The sequence below is a fragment of the Gracilibacillus sp. D59 genome (assembly GCF_052246695.1).
In the GTDB taxonomy this organism is placed as follows: Bacteria; Bacillota; Bacilli; order Bacillales; family Amphibacillaceae; genus Gracilibacillus.
On sequence record NZ_JBQQCK010000001.1, the window covers coordinates 238,531 to 262,034 of the forward strand.

Below are 23,504 nucleotides of genomic sequence, written 5' to 3' on the forward strand. Positions count from 1 at the left end.
TAAACGTCGTCTTATAAGTAAAGAACAACCAAAGACAAACTAACAGGGAGGTCACGGAATGGATGAAGAGTTAATTACAGATTGGTTTGATGCTTATGCTGATGATGTGTACCGTTTTTTGGTCTATTATACATCCACATCAGATGTCGAAGATCTGGTACAAGAAGTATTCATTAAAGCAATCGATCGATATGATTCTTTCAAAGGGGATTCCAGTCCCAAGACTTGGTTAATCTCCATTGCTCGAAATTTGGCGATAGATGAAGCAAGAAAACAAAAACGAAAAGACTGGCGAAAGCTGATTAAGACCTATGAGGATAAAATCGACATCTCCCCAGAGGACAAACATCTTTTAACTGAAAAAAAGCTGGAGCTGCACAGAGCAATTGCAAAACTCAAGCACGACTATCGGGATGTCGTTATCCTTCGTGGAATTGAGGAGTTATCTGTATCTGAAACAGCAAACATTTTAAAATGGTCTGATTCAAAAGTTAGAGTAACATTTCATCGTGCTTTGAAGGCTTTGAAACTGCAAGTGGAGGAGGTTTATTATGAGTCATAATGAAGACGAATTAATAAAGGAGTTAAAAGATTTGAAAACTAATGCCCAGTTAGATCCACATAAAAAAGAATCGATGAAAATGGCTCTACAAAAACACGCAAAGAAAAAACGGACTAAATCGACTGCCAAACAAACATTTATCTGGTTTTCTACTGCTGCTGCAATCTTGGTTTGCGGGGTACTTGTCTACACTATGATCAACACAGACCAAATTACACTACCAGCAGATGACAACCAATCAAATGAAGAGATTGGTAATGCTGGAGAGGATACAAAAAATCCTAATGATATGGAAGGTTTAAGTGTGGACGAGACGGAAGATAAGGATGATATGACTATACCTGGTCAGGATAAAACACCTGATAAGGGAGAAAATGATAATGAAGATGTCAGCCCACAAGATTTTAAAGTTAATAGGATAGGTGAAGAAACACAAACTATCAGCATTGAAGGAACGGAAGAAAACACAAAAGTATATAAATATCGAATGGAACCATATGGCATTGAATATAAGGTTGATGAATATTTTAGTAAGTATGCTATCGAAGGAACTACTGTAAGGTACCATGACGAAAGCGATAAATATGCATCGATTCGATTATACGTGGAAGAAAATGCAATGATAGAAGAACTTGCAACAGAATTTCAAGCGCAATATAGCGAAAAGTTCGACAATGTAAGTGAAATCGAGGAACCAAAAGATGGTAATAATCCCTATTCAGGATTAACATTTCGTGCTAAAAATCAGCATCAAGGCTATTATCTTTATCAAATCGAAGACAATGTGCTCGTAATTCAGTACGAATACGCTATAGAAGCTGGTGATGGAATGGCACGTCTTCAATCATTAATTGAATCTATTCGGTAATATGAAACTCCAGCATATAAGTTTATGTTGGAGTTTTGTTATTCTCTTAACAGTTTATCCATTTACAGTAATAGTCTCACAGTATTGTTCTACTTTAGATGGCAATTGATAAACACCAAAAACTAGATTTCTTTGTATAAAAAACAGACATTTCCTTGACGAATTTATCCCACTTCTCTAATCTATAATGTAATCAAGTAATCCGGATTCTTGATTGAAATCTATACCGCCTCAAAAATGTAAGCGTTGTCATCACATAGACCTATGACTTATGGACCAACTAAATAGCCTATAAAGGTGGTGATATATATAAAGTGAGACTGTGATGAAGACCCAACTGTATTCTCTCACCATAGAATCCTCAAAAAGTAATCCATTTCATCCCAATAAAATAGGAGGTTTTTTCTTTTGATGAAGAAAATTTCCATCGCCCTAATAACTGTATTAGTGGTTAGTCTACTTCCAACCAATTTACCAGATTCTATTCAAGCAGAAACAAATGACGGTTATTTATTCGACTTCGGCTCAGCAGATAGTCCTGTTGCTGATGGCTACACACAAGTGTCCAATACCTTACTTTATGATGAGGAAAGAGGTTACGGATTAAGTAAGACAGTTGATTATCGTGACCGTGGTAACCCTGATGACGTACGTCGCGACTTTATTATTAACTCCGACTATTCTTTCACTTTGGATATACCAAACGGAGAGTATTTCCTACGCATTATAGCTGGTGATGATATTGCCTTCAATCGTTCAAGCTTTGTCATCAATGGCGAGGATTACGGCAATATCACCTCAAATGGTGGTGAATATGCTGAGTTAACTACTGATGTAACAATTACCGATGGAAAATTAACCATCGATATCGGTGAAAATGGACGAATTAACGGGCTAGAAATTGTTTCAATGGAACAAATTGATAGTCTAAAAGTTGACTCCATTTCCTACACAGCTGACAGTGAAGTAGCTTTGTCATGGCAAAGTGATCCAAACGCCAGTCATTATAATATTTATCGCAAAGGAGAAAATGACGAAGACTTCAAGAAAATAGATGAAGTAACAGAGGCAACTTATACTGATACTAGCGTTGAATTAGGTTACTCTTACACATATGCGGTAACACTTGTGCATTCATCTGGTATCGAGTCAGAAAGAAGCAATGAAGTATCCGCTTCGATAATCAATGAGGATGTGGACAAACCTCAACCTCCAAGTAATTTGTCAGTAAGTAATGCCGAGCTCGATAACGTTACTTTAAGCTGGGATGCCGTCGATAATGCTAGTCTTTATTATGTATATCGTGCTAATTTTAACCCAGACGATTATCCAGAAGGTGCTGTCGAATTTGAAAAAATCGGGACTACTTCGGATACAAGCTTTACCGATGATTCCATTTTAACGTATAATGCCTACTATTATCAGGTTCGTACTGTAAATGAAGGCGGCATTTCAAATCCATCCAATAAAGTGGAATCTCCAATTACCGAAGTTCAAAAACGCCAGATGGAACAACTTGATCGCTCGTTAGTCGCAGTTGAATCGGACGACGGGGTGTATGTAGGCTGGAAGACACTTGGTACTGATCCGAAAGATGTTAAATTCAATGTGTTCCGTGATGGTAAAAAAGTAAACAAAAAGCCAATTGAAAACAGTTCAAACTTTTTTGATGAGGATGGAACTATAGATTCTACCTATCAAGTAAAAATTATCAAAGGCAGTGGCGACAAGATTACAAAAGAAGTTAACGTATGGTCTAAAAACTACTTAAGTATCGCATTAGACAAGCCAGAAGGTGGGACAACACCAGATGGCGTCGACTATACGTACAGTGCTAATGACGCTAGTGTAGGTGATCTTGACGGAGACGGTGAATATGAAATTATTTTAAAATGGGATCCGTCCAATTCAAAAGACAATTCCCGCTCCGGTTATACTGGTAATGTCTATCTTGATGCTTATAAGCTGGATGGAACAAAAATGTGGCGTTTAGACCTTGGTAAAAACATTCGTGCTGGTGCTCATTATACTCAGTTCTTAGTGTACGACTTTGACGGCAATGGGAAATCAGAAGTTGTATTAAAAACAGCTGATGGAACCGTTGATGGAGAAGGTAATGTAATTGGAGATCCAGAAGCTGACTGGCGCAATAGCAGCGGTTTTATTTTAGAAGGCCCTGAATATCTCACTGTATTTGAAGGGGAAACAGGAAAAGCATTAGAAACCATTGATTACACTCCTGGTCGTGGCAATCTCAATGATTGGGGTGATGACTATGGAAACCGTGCTGATCGATTCCTGGCGGGTGTTGCCTACCTTGATGGAGAACGCCCAAGCATTGTGATGGCACGTGGTTACTATACACGCGCTGTACTTGTTGCTTACAACTGGCGTGATGGTGAACTAACAAAAGAATGGGTTTTTGATAGTGATGAGGAAGGTAATGAAGATTATGCCGGACAAGGAAATCACAGCCTTTCTGTAGCTGATGTTGATCAAGATGGTAAAGATGAAATCATTTACGGCGCAGCGGTTATCGACGACGATGGTACTGGACTTCATTCAACCGGCTGGGGACATGGTGACGCACAACATGTTAGTGATTTAAATCCAAATCGGCCAGGTCTTGAAATTTTCCAAGTTCATGAAGATAGTTCGATTCCAATTGGATATGGGATTCGTGATGCCGAAAGTGGCGAAAAACTGTTTGGTGTTGATCTCAGGACAGATGTCGGTCGTGGACTAGCTGCAGATATCGATCCTCGCTTCGATGGTGCTGAATTCTGGGCATCTGGCGTATGGGATGGCAGTGCAGGTAATGGCCTTCATGCCGCAGATGGACAATTAATTTCCCAAAATACTCCGAGATCTGTTAACCATGCTGTGTGGTGGGATGGTGATCTTGGTCGAGAATTGCTTGATCATACTTTTGATTCAAACAATGATCCACACGGTGTTGGCAGAATTGATAAATGGGATTATGAAAAAGAAGAACTCGTTAACCTTTTAACTCCAGAAGGTACACGAACGAACAACTGGACAAAAGGTAACCCATCTTTACAAGCAGATTTAGTTGGTGACTGGCGTGAAGAAGTAATCTGGCCATCGTCTGACAGCGAAGAATTACGTCTTTACACCACAACTGAGCTAACGGAAGAAAAAATTTATACGTTAATGCATGATCCAGTTTACCGTCTAGGGATTGCCTGGCAAAATGTCGCTTATAATCAGCCTCCACATACTGGCTTTTTCCTAGGTTATAATATGGAAGAAGCACCACGCCCTGCAATTGAGACAGGCGATGAATTGTTTGGATCAGATAAGATTAAGTAATGTTTCTTATCAAGGCGAGAGTTTTTGCTCTCGCCTTTTTCAATGTATAATTCCATCTATATAACAACACATTATAACTGTGATGATATACAGAGGAGGAGTAACATTGAAAAAAGGTAACAATATCTCCAGTTTGCAGGATCAAAACCAGCTAGCACAAGCGCAACAGTCGATCCTCCATTTGCAGCGGGCAATGAATCAGGCACAAAGTCATATGAATGAAGAAATTATTGATCAAATTAAACATTCGATCGACAGAGCAGAACGTTCACTCGCTCAAGCAGAGAATGTAACGGATGATCAAAATGCACTAAATCTCGTACGTCAAGAGTTAGTACAGCAACAACAAGCTTTTCAGGACTTAACACAACAAGACACGTAAGCGCTGTTCATTGGATTCATCCAGGAACAGAACATGTTGCATCTAAATCCATCCACTCCATTGAAAAAGCGTCTGACAATACTTTTGTCTGACGCTTCCTCCCTTTTACCAAGCATATGCTTCTGGCGCCTGTCCTCCCGGTCCTGGGAAAATGTTATCTAAATGACCAAGAATTTCATCATTTAACTTCACTTCAACTGCCCGAAGAGATTTCTCTAATTGTTCTGCGGTTCGCACACCAATAATCGGTGCGTCCACTGCCGGATTCGCCAATAACCACGCTAATGCCACCGTATCCTCTCTCTCACCGATTTCTTTGCACAAGTCACTATATTGCTCTAATTGATGGCGCTGTTTCTCAGCACGTTCTTTGTTTTGGTTGCTTCGTGAATTCTTCGCTGGATTTAACGCATTTCCACCAAGCAGACCTCCATCTAGCGGGCTCCATGGTACAACACCAATTCCATATCTTTTGGCAGCAGGTAATACTTCTAATTCAGGCAAACGACAATTCAAATTATATTTGTGTTGCTCGACAATGATCCCCAAAAAGTTCCTCGATTTTGCATGAGACTGTGCTTCCGCTAATGCCCATCCAGGGAAATTACTTGAACCTACATAATCGATCTTACCTTGATAATTAGCATTCTCAAAGGCCGGCCATATTTCTTCCCATGATGTATGACGGTCAATATGATGCATCATATATATTTCCACATGATCTGTTTGCAGTCTTCGTAATGAGTCTTCTAGATGATGTCTTATTTTATACGCTGATAATCCAGGTTCATCGTTTGGTCCATAAACTGGCTCAAACATCTTCTCATGCATCTTTGTCGCTAATACTACTTTCTCTCTGCGATTGCCACCTTGCGCAAACCATTTACCAATAATTTTTTCTGTCAGTCCGGCATTTTCTCCCCAACCGTAATTGTTAGCGGTGTCAAAATAATTAATTCCGGCATCGAGTGCTGCATCCATGATTCGAAACGCTTCTTTTTCCTCTGTGCTAACACCAAAATTCATCGTTCCTAAGCATAGTTTGCTCACCTTCATGCCAGAGCGACCTAAATATGTATATTGCATTCCCCTCACCTCTTTATCATTTGTTAAAAATGTATCACCGCATCTCGATGATTGCAAACGTTACCTCCCATCTTAATGTGTAAATAAATCAAAAATGGGGAAAGTTTATAAGAAAAGCGCAGAGTGCCCGATCAGCGACGTATGGACTGGACTTGAACTGCAGGAGATAAAACACGACGAGCTGAAAGTGAATCGATGGTAACTTATCGTACGGAGGCGAGAGAAGTCATACTAGACGCCGGGCGCTACATTTTACTAAAACAATGAAGATAAAAGGAGGCATCACCCTTGAGCCAACGATTTAAAGATAAAGTAGCTGTAGTAACCGGTGGTAGTTCAGGTATTGGACGTGCTTCTGCCATCCAACTTGCAAAAGAAGGTGCAAAAGTATGCTTAATGGATTTGAAAGAAGAACAAGCAGAAAAGGTAAAAAAAGAAATAGAAAAAGACGGTGGTGAATCTCTCATTACAGATGTTGATTTATCTGATCCTGTACGAGTCGAAAAAGGAATGAAAGAAGTTGTAGACAACTGGGGAAGAATCGATATTATCTTTGCAAATGGCGGGATAAACGGTGTGCTTGCACCGATTGAAGATTTAACTCCCGAAGATTGGGACAAGACCATCAATACCAACTTAAAAGGAACCTTCCATACGGTCAAATATGCCATACCTTTTATGAAAGAAAAAGGCGGCAGTGTGATCATCACAAGTTCGGTTAATGGCAATCGAATCTTTTCTAATTTCGGAATGTCAGCTTACAGCACGTCAAAAGCCGGACAGATGGCCTTTGGCAAAATGGCGGCGTTAGAATTAGCCAAGTATAAAATCAGAGTCAATATCATTTGTCCTGGCGCCATTAAGACAAACATTGGGGAAAACACAAAGAAAACCCCTGAACTAAAAAAGATCGATATTCCTGTCAAGTATCCAAAAGGAGACAAACCATTAGAACATCAACCCGGAAAGCCAGAGCAAGTTGCGGATCTTGTTACCTTCCTTGCCTCCGAGCAATCCAGTCATATTACCGGTACCGAGTTGTTTATTGACGGCGCAGAGTCGTTGTTGAAATGATTTATTAAGGCTTATCGTTATTTTTATGTGACGATAAGCCTTTGTTTTATATAAAGTGAGACTCCATCAGTGGGGTTTTACGATTAGTACCGTGATAAAATGGTAAATTCCAACTTGCGGTGTGTGTGCCAATCCGGCTGCACGGGATAATCGCTCCACTTCTCATATACAACACGTTCTTTTGCAACCGGACCAACTAAAAAATTTAAGATCTTTTATTATATTTCTTTTATTTTTATCAATCCGAAGTGCGACCATAAAAATTACTTTGACCTTTTCACCCTTTCCCCAATCAATTTCTTCCTGCTGTGTCTACATCCTCACTTTTTAAATTCTTTAAAACTTGTGGTATTTAGAGAAAGATTAAGGCTTGTCCGAGGATTTACGAAACGCCTATGGTTTAAAGGAAGCATTTCGCTCCTGGTTTGAAGAAGCGAAAAAGGTTGGAACAAAAGATCAAGGTGAAGTAAAACAAGGACTGTATAACTATTACAAGCAGGAAGAAAAAGCAGGACTAGATGAGTTCATCAAAGCCGCTGGTACACTCAAGAACTGGCAAGCAGAAGTTTTAAATAGCTTTGCCTTTGACTACAACAATGGATTTGTGGAGGGACTAAATAATCAAACAAAGGTTATTAAACGTAATGCATTTGGCTTTAAACGATACGATCGATTAAGGTTACGCGTATTACTGCATCAACTATTTAAAAACCTAGATTTTCAAGTTGGTTAAGGGATAGGAGCAAAGATTCCTACCCCAACATTTGACGCAGAACCTTTTTTCTCGCCATTGATTTTCCGCACCTTCACCTAGCTTTTGCTTAGCAGTAACAATACCTACTCTTTCACTATTTAAATTAAATTCTTGCCAACATACTGAATTCCAATTATTAAAAGCCCAATTGTAAGTGTGATGGACATAGGGTTCTAAAAGCTTTAAATTTCGAAAATCATCTTCCAACGACTTTAGTTCTAACTGAGCAAATCTATTCCATAAAAATTGTTCTATAGAACGATAATCACGTTTTACTGATCTAATATCTTTTTTCCATTCTCCCAAGACCAGTTGAAAACTCACTTTTTCATCGATATAATGATCTATCGGACCCATTTTATAATAAACGTGACCAGTTGCATTATAGTTACACATACCATACATTAAATACAATATAATTCGTTTTCGCTCTTTTGTTTTAACAAATATTTTTTCCAATCTCCTTTTTCAAACCACTTTACTGCATATCCCTTTTCAACCAAAAACTCCATTGTCATCCTCCATAAGTATTTTACTTTAAACCTGAAGTATTTACACCTTGGACATAATATCTTTGCAGTAATAAGAAAATAAGCATAGTTGGAATAGAGGCAATAGTAGAAGCTGCAAAAGTCATTCCCCAAGATGTATAATGTTCTAATGAATAAGACGCTATTGCAATTTGAATCACTTGTTTAGCATCATCACTTATAACAATCAATGCCCATAAAAATTCATCCCATTTATTCACAAATGTAATAATACCTAAAGTAATCAACGCAGGCCAACTCATTGGAATAGCTATTCGAGTATAAATTTTCAGCCAAGAGGCACCGTCTATTCGAGCAGCTTCTATTAGACTAGTGGGTATATCTGAAAAAAATTGAATTAGTAAAAAAATCCCAAATGCCCAAACGATTTGAGGCACTATCAATGCTGTATAAGTATCTAACCATCCTAGGTCCCTAATTATTAAATATTGTGGAATCATTATAGCTTCAAACGGGATAGCTAAAGTTGACAAGAAAACCATAAATAATGTTTTTTTGAAAGGAAAACGTAATTTCGCAAATGAAAATGCCGCAAGAGAATTAACCAATAATCCTAAAAAAGTCCCTACTACAGCAATAAAGAGTGTGTTAAGCATGTACACATCTAATGGTCGTTGATCTCCGGAAAAGATATCTTTGTAATTTTGCAATGTCCAATTTTCAGGAATCAGTAAATGTAAACCTAATTCGGTATACTTAAATATTTCCTCTTCAAATCTAAAAGAACTTAATATCATCCAGATAATAGGTAATAATATAAAAAACGAAATAACTGTCATAAAAAATACTTTAAATGTTTTCAAAATTGCTTCCCCCTCTTAATACTCGACATCTGAACGAAGCACCCTTAATTGAATTAAAGAAATTATTAAAATAATAATAAAGAATATAAACGCGGATGCTGAGGCATATCCCATATCCATTTTTTGGAATGCTGTGTTGTATATAAAATATGCAGCAGTTCTTGTAGAGCCAGCAGGACCTCCACCTTCCATCATTACATAAACTGGAATAAATATTTTTAATGCATCCATCGTTGTAATAATAACAACAAATGTCATAACTTTTTTCAGTAATGGCAGAGTAATTGAAATAAAACGTCTTATTGGTCCAGCACCATCTATTTGAGCAGACTCATATAAATCATCCGGAATATTATTGAGACCTGCTAAAAAAACTATCATAAAAAATCCCATAGATTTCCATGTACCTAGAAGAGCTACACCTAGCATTGCTATACTAGGATTAGATAAAAAATCTAAGGATGGAAAGCCAAAACCACTAAGAATCGCATTCATTAAACCAGAATCTTTATTATATATCATTTTAAATATTGAAGAAGCGACGCTCATCGATATCACAAAGGGAACGAAATAAATCATTCTAAATATTCCCACACCACGAAAATGTTTTTTTACTAGTAGCGCTAACCCTAAGGCAACCGCTGTTTGTATAGGTAAAACTAATAGTCCAAAATAAAAAGAATGACCCAAACTCGAATAAAAATCCATATCACTAAGTAAATTTGTATAATTAGCTGTTCCAACTAATGATTTATCATCACTAATTAAATTCACATCATAAAAACTTGTAATTAATGATTGAAACATAGGGTTTAGAATAAAAATCAAGAGTAATATAAAAGCCGGTAATATAAATGAGTATGCTGCTATCGCCTCACTTTTACGGTAAGAAATTAATTTCATATATAGTTCATCCCCAATCTATAACTAAATGAAGAAGTTCTTTAAACTTCCTCATTTAGTTTAATTTGTTCTAATTGCTCATTATTCAAGAACGCTATTTATATCTTGAACTGCTTTATTTACTGCAGATTCTACATCTGTGTTTTTAATCGCTAAATCTACAAACAAATCTCCAAAAGATTGACTTATTGTAACGTATTCGGGAGTAACAGGGCGTGGATGAGCGTGATTTTTTGCTTGTTCGACAAATATATTCATTGGATACTCACCTAATTCATCATAAAATTCCATTGTTGATTCCCTTGCTGGTAAATTTTTTGTTTCCTCATACCATACCTTTGCACCTTCTTCTCCTGTTACCCAATCAAGGAATAACCAAGCTTCTTCTTCATAGTCGGTTTGTGAAGTAATAGCCATATTCCAGCTACCATTTGGTGTAACTTGCTCTTTTCCTCTCCATAAAGGAGCAATTCCCCAATCCTCACCTAATACAAAATCCGGAAATTCATTTTCTAAATAAGGAATTTCCCAAGGCCCAACAGTCATTATTCCAATTTTTCCATTTGGAAATGCATCTTCCTGTTGTTCTACAGGTGCAACTCCTTCTTCATGATAAAGCGATCTCAAAAAATCAAGTGCTTTAATGGATTCTTCTGAATCTAGATATCCGCTGGCAGTAGAAACATCATCACTTACAATTGATCCTCCCGATTGCCATATTAATGGCATTAAAGAAAATACTTGACCTTCACCTGAATCAACACCACCCATAGATGGTTGCCAACCATACACATCATTATCTTTATCAGTAATTTTTTTAGCAGCTTCTAGGACTTCATTCCAATCCCAAGCTTCACTCACCTCTTTTGGTGGCATTGTTACATTGTTTTCTTCGAATAATTTTTTATTATAAAACATTGCTATACTAGCATCATTAAGTGGAGCTGCGTACATCTTACCCTCATATGTCAAGCTTTCTACAATAGGATCAAGAATATCTTCTTTTCCTCCATCACGTTCATAAAATTCGTCTAGTGGTATGATTGCATCATTAGCAGCATAAGAAGCAAGTGTAGGACCATCTATTTGCATAATATCCGGTGCAGTTCCTCCAGACAATGCCGTTCGAATAGCAGTCTCATAGTCAGCTTTAATTTCCATGTTTATTTTTATATCCGGGTGTTCATCTTCAAAAGACTTTATAAGTTTTTTTAAAGCTGCCTCTTCCTCTGGGTGTTCATGTCTCCAGAAACTTAATTCAACTACACCGTTATCCGTACTATCATTATTTGTACTAGAATCAGAACTACAACTTACTGAAAAAGCAAGCAACATTAACAGCATAAATATTATTGTTTTTTTCATATATTTTTTCCTCCTATTCATACATTACTTTATACTCTTTAAATTAACTTCATTTCTTTTCAATTGTCTGCAATATCATCATTATCTGTAAGTGCTTTCATATAGTGGCGAGAAAGAATTGGATTATTAACTAACTTACTTCTTTATACCTCCTCCTTTTGCAAGTCTTTCTCCCTCAATATTTTTTTCATTTGGTAAATTTATTGACTACTATATTCTTCTTCTTCTAACGCACAAAAAAACTTCATATCTTCATCAGTATGAAAGCCCCAAAGCTTCACAGTGACTACATCGTCATTGGCTCAACTTGATTCAGAAACATTAGAACATGTTGTCAAAATTAAAACAAAATCCTTTGAATTAAAAACAAATAAACTCTCCATTTTTCAACTTTTGTTACCACGCATTTTTATTATAATAGTGAGTGTAATGCAAATTTCAATTAGTGTTATATCACCCCTTTCACATTCTTTATACTTATATGTAAACGTTATCAGATATACTTAAAAAAATTTTTTTATTACATTTCATTAAATTATCTGTAAAAAATTAATGCTTCTTACAAACATTTATATCAATATCATCCTTTATTTTGTAGTGTCTTTATACTACAGGAATCCACTTTATTATGTAAGCGTAAACTTTAATAGGTAATCGTTTACACATAATATACTATAATATAAATTGTTATTGCAATAGTTTTATTAATATAAACAAAATTTCACCTCTACACTATAGAAATTAGTTTTTATTTAGATTAGTATTTTGTGTGATTTACATACTTTGAATATAATTTTTAAAAAGAATTTTAACCATATTCTTTTTTATCGCCTCCTTTTTTGTTTCTAATCACTTACACAATGAGGCGATTTTTTTATGCTTAAATATTATATATCTTTTTCTGATAATATCGGTTATTCATAGACCGTTTACACACCTATACCCAATATTTCCACTTGAACTATCAGGCATATCGGTACTTCTTGCTACAACTCGAATCTATTACAGTACGATTTATGACACAAATATGAACTTCCTTCCATTACTTTGAATGGGGTTCTATCTATAAAATCATTATCAATTTGTCCCATTTCAATCAATTTAAAAATCATCAACACACCTTTCCTAAACATTTAGGGAAAGACTTAACATGTGCAGTTGCTAGATAGCCGTCATTAAGATTATTCATGAATTACGAAGTGTTTGGGACTCATTGAATCAATATCTATTTATTATCATCATTGTATCTCACTTCCTAAAATTAAAATGTCGGACCAATTCGCCATATACCAAAATCATGCTGTTTCAATATTTCTGCTTTAGTCAGTTTTCCTGAACAAACGTTAATTATTTCTTTCAAGATTCTATCTCCTACACTATCCAGTGATTCTGCTCCTTCAATAACTGTTCCTGCATTCATGTCAATATTTTCGCTCATTCGTTCAAATAAAGGTGTGTTTGTACTTATCTTGATTGTAGGTACTATAGGAGACCCAGTTGGTGTTCCGAGTCCAGTAGTAAACAAAGCTATTTGCGCACCTCCCGCAGACATTCCTGTTAATTGTTCAATATCATGACCTGGTGTATCCATCCACACAAGTCCTTTTTTAGTAGGCTTTTCAGCATAAGCAATTATCTCTTGAAGTAAACTGGTTCCGGCCTTATTTGCCGCACCTAATGACTTTTCTTCCAACGAGCTAATTCCACCCTTGATATTTCCTGGACTTGGGTTCCCCGTCCTAATATCCACTCCCATATCAAATGCTCGGCCTTCCATATTCTTTATAATTTCAAATACATTTTCAGAAACTTGTGGACTGACTGCTCTTTCTGCCAAAAGATGCTCGGCACCAATCAATTCTGTTGTCTCTGCTAATATTGCTGTCCCTCCTTGTTCAACAATTAAATCACTCACTTTTCCTACTGCCGGATTTGCCGATAAACCTGAACAAGCATCAGATCCTCCACATTCCGTTCCAACAATCAAATCTATTAAACTACAAGGTTCGCGCTTTTGAGTCGATGCTTCTTGTACTAACTTCGCTGCTAACTTCGCACCATGACTAATAGCATCTAAGGTGCCACCTTCATCTTGAATGGAAACTAGTTCAACTGGCTTACCTGTTTTTTTTAACTCTCCAGCAACTGTTTTCGCTTGATGTGTTTCACAACCTAATCCAAGCACTACCACACCATATACATTAGGATTCGCTCCCATGCCATAATACGTTCTAAATGTTTGTTCGTAATCATCGCCTACTTGAGCACATCCATGTTGATGTATAAAGGAAACCGTTCCGTCAACAAGTTCAGTAATTTGTTTAGCTGCTTGTGTAGCACACGTAATAGTAGGTAGGATTAATACATGATTTCGTATACCTATACTACCGTCATGTCTTCGGTATCCCATAAATGTTTGATTATCAATATTTGTCAAGTTGATCTCCCCTCCCTCTTACTCCTTCTAAATTATGAACATGTACATGTTCACCAGATTCAATATCGGTTATTGCTGAGCCAATTACTTCCCCATATTTAATGATAGCTTCTCCTTTTTTAATCAACCGAATCGCAAATTTATGTCCAAAAGCTATTTCCATTTTTAAGTTAATATCATTCATTTTTCCGTTTATTTCTTCTATAGGTACAACACTACCTTTAGGTATGGTGTCTAGTGCCACAACGACATTATCAGATTGATTAAGAAGAACAAATTTATATTGTTTATTCAATGTTTCTCCTCCCTTGAAAAAAATATTATCCCAGGCTCAACCACATTTCAGGAAATTAGATAACTCATCTGCATATAAATCAACACTTCCATGTACACTCCATAAATCATAAATAGCTACATATGATCTTTAAATTATCTCAGGTCTTCAAAAATAGCTTCACAAAAATGAAGCACTTCGGATACATAACCAAGATAGAGGATATTATTTTAGTACAATTGGACTAATGATAACTCTGGTTCCCAACAGCTCTTTCAGCATCTTTAGTATCTTTAACTTTAATTCCTTTTAATATTTCTGATTCAGTTTCATAATGAAACTGCTCTTTCAACCATCTTTATATCCATTTCCAATTGAATAACTAATATTTTTGAAGAGCGAATAATGTCTTTCACTTGGTTTACATCCGTATCTGAGTAGCTAAATTTGCCCCAGGTACAACAATAATACGATTACTTCCATCCCTTTCTAATGTAACAGAACCAACACCAGTTGTATGTTTCGGATCTCGCAAGAGATAATTTGTATTAATACCTTCCTTTTCTAAAGTACGAATTGCCTCATCACCAAATTCATCCGTTCTCAGTTTCCAACCATTGTCACTTTTTCTCCTAATCAAGCAGCTGCAACTGCTTGATTTGCCCCCTTACCTCCAGGAAACCTAGCAAAACTGTCTCCTATAATTGTCTCTCCCTCTTCTGGCGCCCTATATGTTCGTACCACTAAGTCCATCATAAAACTTCCAACAACTAATATACCCACTTGATCAACTTCCTTTTCTTTGAAATTATCATTCCTGATTCACCATATGTGTAATCGTTATCACATGAGTTAAAAAATATAATTGTCCATAGCTATCTTAAAAACACGATTATTTACACTGATTTATTATTAATAATTGAAGTTGCAACATAATAACTCAAGAGATCGTTCATATTCCATCGCTTTCAGATTATAATTTTAATGTGTTTAAAATAATATAAGTAATCGTTTACAGACATATTACAATATAAATAATATAAATTCAATACATTTGGTTAAAAAATATTTCGGCATTTTTCGAATTTTCTTGCTCTAGAACCTCTTTTAAAAAAGACATTACAACAAACTTACCTTTTCATCTGGTTTTATTTCATTAATAATGTCTTCAGATGTTTCTGATTCCGAGCAACCTATTAACCAGAAAAGAATACTAATAAAAAGGAATAACCTTTTGATATAAAACCACTAAAACTATTTGTCAATTTGTCTTAAAAATATGGTTAATTTAACTTATGATATATATTAACAATTAAACAATAATATACTTCTATTAAATAAGAGATCTATTAAAATAAATATTCTTTTACAGCCGATCTAATCTCTTGATACACAATGGATTAATGTGTTGTTTTTCTAATAAATCCATAAAATCCAAAGGTAAGTTCCCTAAGAATAAGAGAAGAAAAATCAGCTAACTCTTATATAAACAAAGAAAGTAATCCACAGCTTAACTGCTCACTTTTTAAGTGTATTTTGATCAAAAGGTTTTTCACATAATAAAAGACTTATTTACAATATTCACAATTTCCCTTTCGTATTTATTTGAATTTAGCAAAAAGGAAGACCATGACTTATCTCTCATAGTGTTTAGAAATAGGAATTATTGAATTTACCCGTCGTTAACAGATAAATGAAAGCATCACAAATACCCCTTCTTTTTATACTATTAAAAAAGGGGTGCTTTTTCCTTAGAAATCAGACCGAATTTACGAAGGAAGGATTCAATTCTAAAACGATCATCATAAATATCAATAATGGTATTACATACAGGTAAATGCTCTAGCTGATCTAAAAAGGTGGCATGATATCGTTATTCTCGTCACACCCACCTTTAGAAGAACGTATTGCCAAGCTTGAGCAACGATAAAATGAGACTTCCATCAGTGGCCCCACTGATGGCTAGTGAAACTTATCAGGGTGTTAGCGTCCGTTATCCCCCACTTAGCTTCTTTGATTTACTCGAATCTTGAAGTGGAAGTTTTTCGGACGATTAGCACCGTGATAAAATGTGAAGTATCATTATATTATTTGCTAAATGGACAAGTATGATATTATAGAATATGAAGATTTCACTGAATTGGGGGTTAAGAAATGGGTAAGCGTTTATTATTATTTATTTTTACGAATATTCTGGTAATGACGACGATTGTTATCGTATGGTCAATTATCACAAGATACACAAATATTGGTGGAACCATCGAAAGTGATGGTACTATTAATTACACTACACTCATGGTCTTTAGTTTGGTAGTTGGTTTTGCAGGAGCTTTCATCTCACTAGCGATGTCTCGTTGGATGGCTAAAATGATGATGAAGGTAAAAGTAATTGATCCAAACCGTCCAGCATCAGCTCAAGAACGTGTTGTATATGAGAAAGTGGAGCGATTATCCCGTGCAGCCGGATTGGCACACACACCGCAAGTTGGGATTTACCAATCCAGAGAAGTAAATGCTTTTGCAACCGGACCAACTAAAAAACGTTCATTGGTTGCTGTTTCACAAGGACTGTTAGAAACGATGGATGACGATGCGATAGAAGGTATTATCGCACACGAAGTGGCACACGTTGCTAATGGTGATATGGTGACAATGACGCTTTTACAAGGTATTGTCAATACGTTTGTTGTGTTCTTCTCTCGTATTGCAGCGATTATCGTATCACGTTTTGTCCGTTCAGAAATCCAGTGGATCGTACAATTTGCTGCAATTATTGTCTTTCAAATTTTATTTTCAATTCTTGGTAGTATCGTCGTAAGTGCCTACTCCCGACACCGAGAATATCACGCAGACCGAGGTGGAGCGGACTTGGCAGGACGTGACAAAATGGCACATGCATTACGCTCTTTACAAAAGCATGTCGACCGAGCAACAATTAATGATCGTTCCGACGACTCCGCCATCCAGACGATGAAAATCAGCGGAAAAGGTGGCATGATATCGTTATTCTCATCACACCCACCTTTAGAAGAACGTATTGCCAAGCTTGAGCAACGATAAAGTGAGACTTCCATCATTGGAATTGTAAGGACGATTAGCACCGTGATAAATTATAGAAAAATGGGACAGAGGATAATTCCTTCTGTCCCATTGTTTTCCCGTAAGCCTTGTTTATTGCATTTCCTTCCATTGTTCAGTATATTCCTCTATCACCTGTTGGCCGCCTTCTTCTTTCCATTTTTCTATCGCCGCATCAAAACCTGCACTATCAATCTCTCCAAGGAAATATTGATAAGTAGCATCCACCATGATCTGAGATAAAATTTCTGATTTATCCGCCCATGTTTGAGAATCAAGTGGAGCAGTCAAATCTTTAACTAGATAATCATTATTATCCATATAAAGCTCATCTGCTTTTGCTCGTGGTTCATATTCATAGTAACCCGTATATCGTCCATTCGTTTCAGGCTCACCAATTTCTAAAGGGGTATATGGCCGAATTTCAAGATTATATTGATTTTTATTTTCTGGTATTACTTTCGCATAACCATCTACCACTTCATAATGCTCACCTTCTACACCCCAATACAACAAATTGGAACCCTCAGGTGTCATTAAGAAATCGAAGAAAGCGAGGATCCCCTTTAGCTCCTCCTCTGTTTCAACGGAGGACTTTGGAAAAATTAACATACTTCCATATCCCGGAATCGATCTGGTGCGATATTCACCATCAGGGCCTTCTATATAATTATGCACGTCCAAAACAACATCTGGATTAATTGCAACTGCATCTCGATACATCGGCTCTACATCACCCATTGTGCCAATATAGACACCTGCAGTTCCGTTTTTCAATAAATCCTGCTGATCAGTTTTACTTGTTACTGGAGCATCACGATTGATATAGCCATTATCAAATAAGCTTTTAAAATAATCCATTGCCTCACGGTACTCAGGGAACATAAATTGTGGCAAGAGCTTTCCATCCTTTTCACCCCAGTTGTTCGGTGCACCATGCCACGTTGCGAAGTTTTCAAATGTTCCCAAAATTTCCCGATCAGTTAAACCTATTGTATCATCTTTGCCATTTCCATCTGGATCATCTTCGGTAAACGCTCTCATCATCTCGTATAATTCCTCTAAATTAGTTGGTGCATCTAAACCTAAGTTATCTGCCCAGTCCTTGCGATAAATTAATCCTTGACGAGAAAGTGGACGTCCAGCATATAAAGTGTATAACTTACCATCTATCATCGTATTTTTTAAAATTTCAGGCTTTAACTTATTTAAATTAGGGAACTCCTCTAAGTATGGTCCTATTTCCCAATATTGACCGTCTCGTACAGCTTCTTTTTGCTGATCCAATGTCACATCCTTTAGCAAAAATACATCAGGTAAATTGTTTGTCGCAATTGCCGTATTAAGATTCTCTGCATAATTATTATCAGGTACCCAGCGAATATCTAATTTTGTATTTGTTGCCTCTTCTAAAAGTTCTTCCAGACGAGGCTCCGGAACCTCGGGCACATGCAAATTGAACATCATCGATATCTCTTGAGGCCCTGATGATGATTCCTCATTTGATGATGTATCATCATCACTACAAGCAGCTAACATGAACATTACCAACATACTCCATACAAAAATGCTCTTTTTCCCCATTAATCCATACCCCCTATTGATGATTCACTAAGCTAAAAACAAACCACCTCCTTTCATTAATTCATTTAACAACGTTGTTATTTTTACCCTGTATTATTTAAAAGTGAGATCTTGTGTCGCTGCTTATTGTAAAGAATATGAAATTACTATTTGTCACATGATCATTTTTTTATAACAAGTTAAAATTTAGCGCAACTAAAGAAGGAACCTCTCCAATATGAGGCTCCAGCATTTAATCTTCAATTATTATTTCTTTGCAATGATAATGTATATATCATCAGTTGTATACAATTTCTGCATTACACTAAGTCCTGCATTCTTAATCTCTTGTTCCATAAGCGATGAAGGAATTCTCGGATGGTTTTCATTATGATTTTCCTGCTTTTCTATTTCAACGCAAACGAAGTATCCGGCAGGTTTTAGTACTTGTTTAATTTGCTTTAGTGAAGTTGATAAATCCTTAACCTCATGTAAAACTAAGGAAGCTAATACAATGTCAATTGCATTATCATTCAAAGGAATATCATCAATACTAGCTTCCAACGTTTTGACATTTGTAATCCCCTCTTCTTTTGCCTTGGTATTTACAATGTCTAACATTTTAGTATCTATATCTAATGCATACACTAACCCATCCACGCTTTTAGCAGCTGGAATGGTTATATATCCTGTGCCTGCACCTAAATCTAAGATGTTATCACCTTTATGAACAGGAATCATTTGCAGTAGTTGTCCTGGAGGTATATCTCCTCTTCTTTCAGGATTATCAAGGAATTCAACTTTTTTTGCAAAATGTGCCATTTCTTTGGAACTAAACTCTTTGTTGTCCATTTGAATCAATCTCCTTTTCATTTACTTTAAAAATCTTCATTTATTAAGTCACTTACAACTCCACTTGCAACTTTACTGCCCTCACTTGCGGCTACAATTAATTGAGGGAGTGCGAAAGTGGTATCTCCACTGGCATAGATTCCTTCAATATTCGTACGTCCCAAATTATCTGTTTCTATGCCACCCATCTTATTCTTGGCACATCCTAATGTCTCAGCCAAAAATGATGCCTGCTTTAGTTCACCGGCGACAAAACCTCCTTCTCTTTCGATTTCTTTACCATTCTTAAACTGCACCTTTTGCAGATGACCATTTTCTCCTTGTAAACTGTCTATTTCATCTACCATAATCTTGATATTTTTTTTAGTTAGTAACTCTACCTCCTCTTGTGAGAATATATTTTTTCCATTTGTACAGACAACTAGGTTACTGCTCCAATTAGAAACCATTTTTGTCAAATGCATTGCACGATCATTTTCTGCAATAACAACTAGTCGACGGTCTCTTAATTCCCACCCGTCACAAAAGGGGCAAACAAATAAACTCGTACCATAAAAATCATGAATTCCTGCTATATCTGGCAGTACATCTTTAAGACCCGTAGCTAAAATAACCTTTCTAGAACGATAAGATTGCCTATTACCTGTTTGAATAATAAAGGATCTATTTTCTTTTTTTATATCAGACACTCGTTGATTTTCAATTGATAAATTGGAATATTTCATTAAATCCTGCTTAGCAACTCGTTTAAATTCAGAAGGTTTGATACCATCCCTTGTTATAAATCCATGTGATTCATGGGTTACAGCATTTCTAGGTTTATCTTCGTCAAACAGCATAATATTCTTTTTTGCTCTTGCTAGCACTAAAGCAGCATTAAGGCCTGATGGTCCTCCACCGATAATGACACAATCTAACAACATTTTTATCTTCCTCCTTTTATTAATTACATTAAAGACCTTTAATATCTATAATTGGGATAAAAAAATTAATGTGATTGTTCACAGTTTATTTTATGATTTTTTGCAGATTCGATTTGTTTTGCGATATCAATAATGTATTTGTTGTCTAAATCATCTTTCATCTTTCTTTCTGCTTCAATCATGACATTTTCAATTAAACATTCTCCATTTTTATTATCTTCATGTTCCAATGAACAGCTAAATAAGGTGGTTTCCCCTTCAATAGCATGGATCACATCTAAAAAAGAAATTTCACGAGAATGTCTTACAATACTATATCCTCCTTTAACACCAGGAGTTGATTCAATAAGCCCTGCTTTGACAAGCTTTGTTAATATCTTCGAAAGGTAAGTTGGTGATAGATTTTGGATTTTAGCTAATTGATCTACACCAACAGACTTTCCCTTTGGTGTCAACGTTAAATAGGCCATTGTGTGTAAAGCATAATTAGTGGCTCTTGAATATTTCATTACTTTTCACCTCATAGATATATTAAAGACCTTTTATGTCTGTAATTGATTATAAATCAAAATAGAAGAGATCACAAGTTATTTACTCAGCTTTAATAGTGGAATTTTTTTACAATACAAAAAGGCGATCAACATGTTGACCACCTGGTTCCATTCATAAAATATTAAAGAAGCAATTATTTCTCTTTCGACTTTCCAAACAAACCTATTGCGACGGTTACGGCGATACCTAAGGCAACCCAGGCACCAATACTCATTACCTTCACCACCATTAGAATATTATCGTATTATCTTATACACTCTAAAGTCATTAAGTTCAAATACAAAACAAAGGACAAGTTGATAATAATTGTTCTTACTATTCCAAAACTTCTACACCTTTAATTTTATTTTCCTTGCAATTCCAAAGGTCTTCATCACTTCTTGGTACGGCGAACCATACCTTTACTTTTTGTCCCTCTTTAAATTTACTAATCTCATCAACTTTGCTTTGTACACACTCTACAGTAATAGTACCTTCCTGTTTATTCACACGTTCAATCGTACTTTCTCTTACAACTGTTTCTAGGCTTAAAGAATCCTTAAACAATAACCAAGCTATGAATATGACAACAAATACAATTACAAGGACAAGAGATAGAAGTGACAATTCCCGCTGTATATGTTTATTCATCTTCTCCTCCTTTACTTCAATAAAAAAGGTGATTTCCCTCTTCTACCCATACCCTGTGAAAAAAAGGCTCTAATCCTAAAAAAATGCTTCCCAATTGCTTATTTTACTTTGCCCCCCATCAAAGTATTTTGTAACTGATTAACACTTTCGACAATATAAGTTGGCTTGATATCACTCAATTCTTCACATGAACCATACCCATAAGTAACTCCAATAGAGTCAATTCTTGTATTAATTGCTCCAATAATATCGTGCTTTCTGTCTCCAATCATAATAAAGTCATCCAGTTTATGTTCATTATATGTATCTAATATGTATTGAATAATTTCTGTTTTTGAGGATCTTGTTCCATCGAGATTACTTCCTACAATAAGTTCAAAATATTGGTCGATATTAAAATACTTTAATATTCTCTCCGCAAAAACAGTAGGCTTTGAAGTTGCAACAACTAAAGAAACCCCTTGTTCTTTTAACGTTTTTAATAGTATAGGAATATTGGAATATAACTCATTTTCAAACAGTCCCGTTTCTCTAAACCTCTCCCTATATAAATCTATTGCTTTTTGTGTGTCTGCCCTATCAAAATTATAATATTCAGTGAATGACACCTGTAATGGTGGTCCAATAAAACATTCCAATTTATCAATATCAGGCTCAAAAATATTCATTTTATGTAACGCATATTGAACAGATTTAGTTATACCTACCTTTGGGTCTGAAAGTGTACCATCCAAATCGAATAAAATTACTTTATATATAGCCATGTGATGCTCCTTCCTTTCATATTTTATTTCAAAAGTGCCTTTATAATTAAAAACTGTGGATCTTTCATCAATATATTATATCTCTCCGGTGATTGATCTTTAAATTTCAAAGTAGGCTGCGGCTCCGTAACTTTTTCAATAGAGAAATATTTTTGTGTTTGGTTTATTATTTCGCTTAGAGGTCGTCGGTAAAATGGTACTTCATATAATTTGCCTTCCTTATTCCATTTATCAATAATTAATTCTGTTGAGAAATAATTGGCATTGTGAGGTAATTTTATATCAGTAAAAGGGTGATGAACGGAAAACAATAGGATCCCTTTAGGTTTCAATATCCTTTGAAATTCGCTAAAAGTATTATCCCATTTCTTGAGATAATGAAGTGTAAGTGAACTAACTATGATATCAAACGTATTATCTTCAAAAGGTAGTTCTGCCGCTAAATCTAAACATTGTATCTCTGCCTTTTCTCCTACACGTCTTTTTGTAGCATTAACCATTTCGGGGCTTATATCAGTTGCTACCACATTTGCTCCTCGGTTGATAAATTGCAGAGTATACCATCCCGCTGCACATCCAGCATCTAAAATACTTTTATCATATAAATATTGTGGCAATTGCTCTAACATAGCTGGTCTTTCATATTCACTATTATACAAACTCACTGTGTCTACGCTGTGTTCATAAACTTTGGCAAGCTGATTGAATGTTTCTTTCACTCTTTCTTTCATCGTTTCACCTCTCTTTTAA

22 protein-coding genes and 2 pseudogenes are annotated in these 23,504 nt (G+C 35.8%); 7 read left to right on the forward strand and 17 right to left on the reverse strand.

Features of this window, described 5'->3' with window-relative positions:
- Nucleotides 1-58: 58 nt before the first annotated feature.
- From ACTWP4_RS01160 to ACTWP4_RS01175, 4 genes are all read left to right on the forward strand, one after another.
- Complete coding sequence (locus tag ACTWP4_RS01160) at nucleotides 59-562, forward strand: RNA polymerase sigma factor (protein ID WP_443126927.1); 504 nt, start codon at nucleotides 59-61, stop codon at nucleotides 560-562.
- Complete coding sequence (locus ACTWP4_RS01165) at nucleotides 552-1,430, forward strand: hypothetical protein (RefSeq protein ID WP_443126928.1); 879 nt, start codon at nucleotides 552-554, stop codon at nucleotides 1,428-1,430. The genes ACTWP4_RS01160 and ACTWP4_RS01165 overlap by 11 nt, the downstream gene beginning before the upstream one ends.
- 411 nt (nucleotides 1,431-1,841) lie before the next feature.
- Nucleotides 1,842-4,763 (forward strand): rhamnogalacturonan lyase family protein, encoded by a 2,922-nt coding sequence (locus ACTWP4_RS01170; protein WP_443127346.1) that lies wholly within the window; start codon nucleotides 1,842-1,844, stop codon nucleotides 4,761-4,763.
- Between the two features lie 106 nt (nucleotides 4,764-4,869).
- A complete protein-coding gene (locus ACTWP4_RS01175; protein ID WP_443126929.1) occupies nucleotides 4,870-5,145 on the forward strand; it encodes a hypothetical protein in 276 nt (91 codons plus the stop codon).
- Between the two features lie 105 nt (nucleotides 5,146-5,250).
- On the opposite strand, the gene ACTWP4_RS01180 is transcribed toward ACTWP4_RS01175, so the two are convergent.
- On the reverse strand, nucleotides 5,251-6,231 hold the full coding sequence (locus tag ACTWP4_RS01180; RefSeq protein WP_443127347.1) for an aldo/keto reductase: 981 nt from the start codon (nucleotides 6,229-6,231) through the stop codon (nucleotides 5,251-5,253).
- 288 nt (nucleotides 6,232-6,519) lie between these two features.
- On the opposite strand from ACTWP4_RS01180, the gene ACTWP4_RS01185 reads away from it, so the two are divergent.
- Both ACTWP4_RS01185 and ACTWP4_RS01190 read left to right on the forward strand, forming a co-directional pair.
- A complete protein-coding gene (locus ACTWP4_RS01185) occupies nucleotides 6,520-7,305 on the forward strand; it encodes an SDR family oxidoreductase (RefSeq protein ID WP_443126930.1) in 786 nt (261 codons plus the stop codon).
- Nucleotides 7,306-7,675: 370 nt separating this feature from the next.
- A pseudogene (locus ACTWP4_RS01190) lies at nucleotides 7,676-8,038 on the forward strand (transposase); the annotation flags it as partial.
- Here ACTWP4_RS01190 and ACTWP4_RS01195 read toward each other — a convergent pair.
- The 9 genes and pseudogenes from ACTWP4_RS01195 to ACTWP4_RS01235 all read right to left on the reverse strand — a co-directional run bounded on the left by ACTWP4_RS01195 (nucleotide 8,018) and on the right by ACTWP4_RS01235 (nucleotide 15,175).
- Complete coding sequence (locus ACTWP4_RS01195) at nucleotides 8,018-8,518, reverse strand: hypothetical protein (protein ID WP_443126931.1); 501 nt, start codon at nucleotides 8,516-8,518, stop codon at nucleotides 8,018-8,020. The pseudogene ACTWP4_RS01190 and the gene ACTWP4_RS01195 sit on opposite strands and share 21 nt — an antisense overlap.
- 73 nt (nucleotides 8,519-8,591) lie before the next feature.
- Nucleotides 8,592-9,413, reverse strand: coding sequence for a carbohydrate ABC transporter permease (locus ACTWP4_RS01200; protein ID WP_443126932.1), 822 nt, complete (start codon nucleotides 9,411-9,413; stop codon nucleotides 8,592-8,594).
- A 15-nt stretch (nucleotides 9,414-9,428) separates the two neighbouring features.
- Complete coding sequence (locus ACTWP4_RS01205; RefSeq protein ID WP_443126933.1) at nucleotides 9,429-10,316, reverse strand: carbohydrate ABC transporter permease; 888 nt, start codon at nucleotides 10,314-10,316, stop codon at nucleotides 9,429-9,431.
- A gap of 81 nt (nucleotides 10,317-10,397) precedes the next feature.
- Nucleotides 10,398-11,681 carry an ABC transporter substrate-binding protein gene (locus ACTWP4_RS01210; protein ID WP_443126934.1) on the reverse strand — a complete coding sequence of 428 codons (1,284 nt, stop codon included), beginning with the start codon at nucleotides 11,679-11,681 and terminating at the stop codon, nucleotides 10,398-10,400.
- Between the two features lie 918 nt (nucleotides 11,682-12,599).
- Nucleotides 12,600-12,730 (reverse strand): annotated as a pseudogene (locus tag ACTWP4_RS01215) (SUMF1/EgtB/PvdO family nonheme iron enzyme); the annotation flags it as partial.
- Between the two features lie 212 nt (nucleotides 12,731-12,942).
- Nucleotides 12,943-14,091, reverse strand: coding sequence for a UxaA family hydrolase (locus tag ACTWP4_RS01220; RefSeq protein ID WP_443127348.1), 1,149 nt, complete (start codon nucleotides 14,089-14,091; stop codon nucleotides 12,943-12,945).
- Nucleotides 14,092-14,104: 13 nt separating this feature from the next.
- Nucleotides 14,105-14,413 carry a UxaA family hydrolase gene (locus tag ACTWP4_RS01225; protein ID WP_443126935.1) on the reverse strand — a complete coding sequence of 103 codons (309 nt, stop codon included), beginning with the start codon at nucleotides 14,411-14,413 and terminating at the stop codon, nucleotides 14,105-14,107.
- A gap of 400 nt (nucleotides 14,414-14,813) precedes the next feature.
- A complete protein-coding gene (locus ACTWP4_RS01230) occupies nucleotides 14,814-15,032 on the reverse strand; it encodes a PfkB family carbohydrate kinase (RefSeq protein WP_443126936.1) in 219 nt (72 codons plus the stop codon).
- Nucleotides 15,029-15,175 (reverse strand): PfkB family carbohydrate kinase, encoded by a 147-nt coding sequence (locus ACTWP4_RS01235; protein WP_443126937.1) that lies wholly within the window; start codon nucleotides 15,173-15,175, stop codon nucleotides 15,029-15,031. The genes ACTWP4_RS01230 and ACTWP4_RS01235 overlap by 4 nt, the downstream gene beginning before the upstream one ends.
- A gap of 1,371 nt (nucleotides 15,176-16,546) precedes the next feature.
- Here ACTWP4_RS01235 and htpX point away from each other — a divergent pair.
- On the forward strand, nucleotides 16,547-17,452 hold the full coding sequence (gene htpX / locus ACTWP4_RS01240; protein ID WP_443126938.1) for a protease HtpX: 906 nt from the start codon (nucleotides 16,547-16,549) through the stop codon (nucleotides 17,450-17,452).
- Nucleotides 17,453-17,563: 111 nt separating this feature from the next.
- Here the strand turns inward: htpX and ACTWP4_RS01245 are convergent, their stop codons facing one another.
- From ACTWP4_RS01245 to ACTWP4_RS01275, 7 genes are all read right to left on the reverse strand, one after another.
- The gene (locus ACTWP4_RS01245; RefSeq protein ID WP_443126939.1) at nucleotides 17,564-19,054 is read right to left on the reverse strand and encodes an extracellular solute-binding protein; all 1,491 of its coding nucleotides are present in this window, start codon (nucleotides 19,052-19,054) and stop codon (nucleotides 17,564-17,566) included.
- A gap of 246 nt (nucleotides 19,055-19,300) precedes the next feature.
- Nucleotides 19,301-19,885, reverse strand: a complete 585-nt coding sequence (locus ACTWP4_RS01250; protein ID WP_443126940.1) for a class I SAM-dependent methyltransferase — start codon at nucleotides 19,883-19,885, stop codon at nucleotides 19,301-19,303.
- A gap of 26 nt (nucleotides 19,886-19,911) precedes the next feature.
- The gene (locus tag ACTWP4_RS01255) at nucleotides 19,912-20,808 is read right to left on the reverse strand and encodes an NAD(P)/FAD-dependent oxidoreductase (protein WP_443126941.1); all 897 of its coding nucleotides are present in this window, start codon (nucleotides 20,806-20,808) and stop codon (nucleotides 19,912-19,914) included.
- Between the two features lie 65 nt (nucleotides 20,809-20,873).
- Nucleotides 20,874-21,317: an Rrf2 family transcriptional regulator gene (locus tag ACTWP4_RS01260; RefSeq protein WP_443126942.1), complete on the reverse strand. Its 444-nt coding sequence runs from the start codon at nucleotides 21,315-21,317 to the stop codon at nucleotides 20,874-20,876.
- Between the two features lie 358 nt (nucleotides 21,318-21,675).
- On the reverse strand, nucleotides 21,676-21,990 hold the full coding sequence (locus ACTWP4_RS01265; protein ID WP_443126943.1) for a hypothetical protein: 315 nt from the start codon (nucleotides 21,988-21,990) through the stop codon (nucleotides 21,676-21,678).
- Nucleotides 21,991-22,088: 98 nt separating this feature from the next.
- Entirely contained in the window at nucleotides 22,089-22,754 is a 666-nt protein-coding gene (locus ACTWP4_RS01270) for an HAD family hydrolase (protein ID WP_443126944.1), read from the reverse strand.
- Between the two features lie 23 nt (nucleotides 22,755-22,777).
- A complete protein-coding gene (locus ACTWP4_RS01275) occupies nucleotides 22,778-23,485 on the reverse strand; it encodes a class I SAM-dependent methyltransferase (RefSeq protein WP_443126945.1) in 708 nt (235 codons plus the stop codon).
- Nucleotides 23,486-23,504: the final 19 nt, after the last annotated feature.

What these genes read in the sequence shown, in the direction of transcription:
- ACTWP4_RS01160 (WP_443126927.1), top strand. Translation starts at nt 59, where the DNA reads ATGGATGAAGAGTTAATTACAGATTGGTTTGATGCTTATGCTGATGAT.
- ACTWP4_RS01165 (WP_443126928.1), top strand. Translation starts at nt 552, where the DNA reads ATGAGTCATAATGAAGACGAATTAATAAAGGAGTTAAAAGATTTGAAA.
- ACTWP4_RS01170 (WP_443127346.1), top strand. Translation starts at nt 1,842, where the DNA reads ATGAAGAAAATTTCCATCGCCCTAATAACTGTATTAGTGGTTAGTCTA.
- ACTWP4_RS01180 (WP_443127347.1), bottom strand. Translation starts at nt 6,231, where the DNA reads ATGCAATATACATATTTAGGTCGCTCTGGCATGAAGGTGAGCAAACTA.
- ACTWP4_RS01205 (WP_443126933.1), bottom strand. Translation starts at nt 10,316, where the DNA reads ATGAAATTAATTTCTTACCGTAAAAGTGAGGCGATAGCAGCATACTCA.
- ACTWP4_RS01210 (WP_443126934.1), bottom strand. Translation starts at nt 11,681, where the DNA reads ATGAAAAAAACAATAATATTTATGCTGTTAATGTTGCTTGCTTTTTCA.
- ACTWP4_RS01220 (WP_443127348.1), bottom strand. Translation starts at nt 14,091, where the DNA reads ATGGGATACCGAAGACATGACGGTAGTATAGGTATACGAAATCATGTA.
- htpX (WP_443126938.1), top strand. Translation starts at nt 16,547, where the DNA reads ATGGGTAAGCGTTTATTATTATTTATTTTTACGAATATTCTGGTAATG.
- ACTWP4_RS01245 (WP_443126939.1), bottom strand. Translation starts at nt 19,054, where the DNA reads ATGGGGAAAAAGAGCATTTTTGTATGGAGTATGTTGGTAATGTTCATG.
- ACTWP4_RS01250 (WP_443126940.1), bottom strand. Translation starts at nt 19,885, where the DNA reads ATGGACAACAAAGAGTTTAGTTCCAAAGAAATGGCACATTTTGCAAAA.
- ACTWP4_RS01255 (WP_443126941.1), bottom strand. Translation starts at nt 20,808, where the DNA reads ATGTTGTTAGATTGTGTCATTATCGGTGGAGGACCATCAGGCCTTAAT.
- ACTWP4_RS01260 (WP_443126942.1), bottom strand. Translation starts at nt 21,317, where the DNA reads ATGAAATATTCAAGAGCCACTAATTATGCTTTACACACAATGGCCTAT.
- ACTWP4_RS01265 (WP_443126943.1), bottom strand. Translation starts at nt 21,990, where the DNA reads ATGAATAAACATATACAGCGGGAATTGTCACTTCTATCTCTTGTCCTT.
- ACTWP4_RS01270 (WP_443126944.1), bottom strand. Translation starts at nt 22,754, where the DNA reads ATGGCTATATATAAAGTAATTTTATTCGATTTGGATGGTACACTTTCA.
- ACTWP4_RS01275 (WP_443126945.1), bottom strand. Translation starts at nt 23,485, where the DNA reads ATGAAAGAAAGAGTGAAAGAAACATTCAATCAGCTTGCCAAAGTTTAT.